Raw genomic sequence first — 2,853 nt, 5'->3', positions numbered from 1 at the left:
TATCGCCTGCCACCTTTGAGCGCATTAAGCCCCTGCTGGACAATACCGACAGAACGGGCTTTCCTTACAATCCACAAGGTAAAAAAGTGCGCATTCAGGTCAGTGCAACCTTGGCAGACAACGAGCTTATTACCGATATTTATCTGGCGCAATACTGGCTTACTATGCCGGGGCAATTTTCCAGACTGTTACTGGAGCACTCTGAGCACGCAACCCTGCCGGCAGAGCTGGCCAACCGGCTTTGTGTTATTTTGCCGCAGAGCGATCATGATATTTCGCGTTTAACCGCCAGCTTTCATCTGAACCTGACTGCCTTGAGTTTGCTGGCATTCTTGGTGGGGTTACTGATGGTCTACTCTGCGATTCACTTAGCCCTGACCCAGCGATTCGTATTGCGCCGAATTTTATCCAGTTGTGGGGTCAGTGAGCGTCAGCTGTTGGCGTGGTTAGTACTGGAGTTGTTATTACTCAGCGGCCTTATTGCCTTGCCGGGTTTACTGTTCGGTTATTGGATAGCGACTCTGTTGTTACCGGATCTCTCTGCCAGTTTAAACGGGCTGTATGGCGCTGAGCTTGCAGATGAATTACACCTTTCATGGCGATGGTATCTGCAGGGGTTACTGATGGCATGGGGCGGCACTCTGATTGCTGCCACGGTGCCGCTGCTTAAACTTATCAAGCACAATAGTGGTCACTTAAACCCGGCCATGTCATCCCCGGGCCAGCCCATACAGCGTAACGGATTAATGGCCGCAGGCCTTATTAGCGCCGGCCTGGCCCTGTTGATGGCAGGGTTGGGTAACAGCTTACTCAGTGGTTTTTTGTTATTAGCCTTAATTTTTCTAAGCGCAGCGCTATTAATGCCGGTGATATTGGACACACTGTTAAGGCTAGCTCAGCGCTGTGCCCAGGCGCTCTTTCCAGACTCAGCCACTGCACAGTGGCTATGGGCCGATGCACGGATGCAAGTGCCTCAACTAAGCGTGGCATTAGTGGCATTGTTGCTTGCTTTGTCAACCAGCATTGGTGTTGGCGGCATGGTCGATGGCTTTCGCAACACCTTTACCGGCTGGCTTGATCAGCGCCTTGCCGCTGAAGTTTATGTCCGTACGGATAATGAAACTCAGGCGCAGGACGTCAGCCATTGGCTTAACCAACAACCTGAAGTCACTGCCATTTTGCCCTCTGCTGGTACCGACATCCTACTTAACAGTGTGCCGGTTGAACTACGTGGCATCCAAATTCACAGCACCTACATTGATCACTGGCCTTTGCTTAGCAAAACACCGCAAGCTTGGCATGATATTGAAACGGGTGCAGCAGTAATGATTAATGAGCAACTGGCTCGACAGTTAGCCATTAACATAGGCGATACCTTGGCGTTAGAGAGCTTGGCGTTAGAGAGCTTGGCGTTAGAAGGCGTGCAACTCACTGAGTTTACCGTTGGCGCCATATTCAGCGATTATGGCAACCCCAAAGGCCAAGTGATGATGTCACTGGCCAGCCTTTATCAATACTGGCCGGATGCCGAACGCGGCAGTTTTGCGCTACGTGTTGCGCCAGCCAAGGTTGATGCCCTGATGCAGGCACTAACCGAGCGGTTCTCTTTTACGCAGAGCCAGCTCATCGACCAGCAAGCCGTTAAACGCTATTCATTACAATTGTTTGAACGCACCTTTGCCGCGACTCAGGCACTCAATTTACTGGTACTGGCGATTGCGGCCATTGCGCTGTTTAGTAGCCTGTTAACCTTATCCACTATGCGGCTAAGCCAAATTGCGCCCATTTGGGCCTGCGGCGTGTCACGGCGACAATTAGTCATCACCGAATTGCTAAGGTTGCTGCTGTTAGCCTTTATCACGGCGCTGTTAGCTATCCCATTGGGGTTAGTTATCAGCTACTGTTTAGTGACAGTGATTAATGTACGGGCTTTTGGCTGGGCACTGCCGTGGCAAATGTTTCCTATGCAGTGGCTGTACTTAACACTGGCTGCACTGTTTAGTGCGTTTTTAGCCGCCATTGTTCCGGTGTTAAAACTGCAGTTGAGCTCACCCGGTGAATTACTAAAAGGCTTTCGTGATGACCAATAAAGGCGTTTTACTATTGCTGCTATTGTTAGTAGCGTGCAGTGAACCTTCGGTGCCTGAGCAGGGTTTTGCCGGGCTGGGATCAGATGCCACCGGCTTTGCGCAGGTTAAGCCAGGCACTGAAATTCGCTACCCCGATGCCCTTTCGCAACACCCGGAGTATCGTATTGAATGGTGGTACGTCACGGCTAACCTGCAAAGCGAAACGGGTGAGCCGCTCGGCATTCAGTGGACCCTGTTTCGGATGGCAGACTCGCCTGCCCCTCAGCGCGAGGGCTGGGCGAGCCAACAGCGCTGGCTGGGACATGTTGGTTTAACCCGCGCCAACCAGCACTTTTTTGCCCAACGTTATGCCCGCGGAGGGGTTGGCCAGGCAGGTGTTGCGATAAGCCCCTTTGCTGCCTGGATAGATAACTGGTCAATTGCAGCAACAGACAATAACACCACGGGCTTTACGCTAAGTGCCAGCACCGCCGATTTTAACTATAGCCTGACGTTAAACAGCCGGTCGTTAAACAACCTTTCGTTAAACAGCCAGTCGTTAGAAAACGCGGGGGCTGCTGTGTTACACGGTGAGCAAGGCTTTAGCGTAAAATCCGCTGCGGGACAGGCTTCCTATTACCTTAGCCTGCCTTTTTTAGAGGTGACCGGTTCAATTCAGATAGGCGATGAACACGTTAGCGTGAGCGGAAACGCCTGGCTCGACAGAGAATGGAGCAGTCAACCGCTGTCGGCAGATCAGCAAGGCTGGGATTGGTTCTCCCTG

Annotated in this window: 2 protein-coding genes; both read left to right on the top strand. The window is 52.0% G+C overall.

Going from position 1 to position 2,853, the window contains the following annotated elements:
• The coding region (locus tag ABY802_RS16440) for an FtsX-like permease family protein (protein ID WP_372628199.1) at window positions 1-2,090 on the top strand (2,090 nt) is incomplete at its 5' end.
• On the top strand, window positions 2,080-2,853 hold a 774-nt coding region (locus tag ABY802_RS16435; RefSeq protein ID WP_372628198.1), incomplete at its 3' end, for a lipocalin-like domain-containing protein. The genes ABY802_RS16440 and ABY802_RS16435, both read left to right, overlap by 11 nt.

The sequence above is a fragment of the Arsukibacterium sp. genome (assembly GCF_041616895.1).
Classification (GTDB): Bacteria; Pseudomonadota; Gammaproteobacteria; order Enterobacterales; family Alteromonadaceae; genus Alishewanella.
This window is presented reverse-complemented; position numbering and strand designations above follow the sequence as displayed.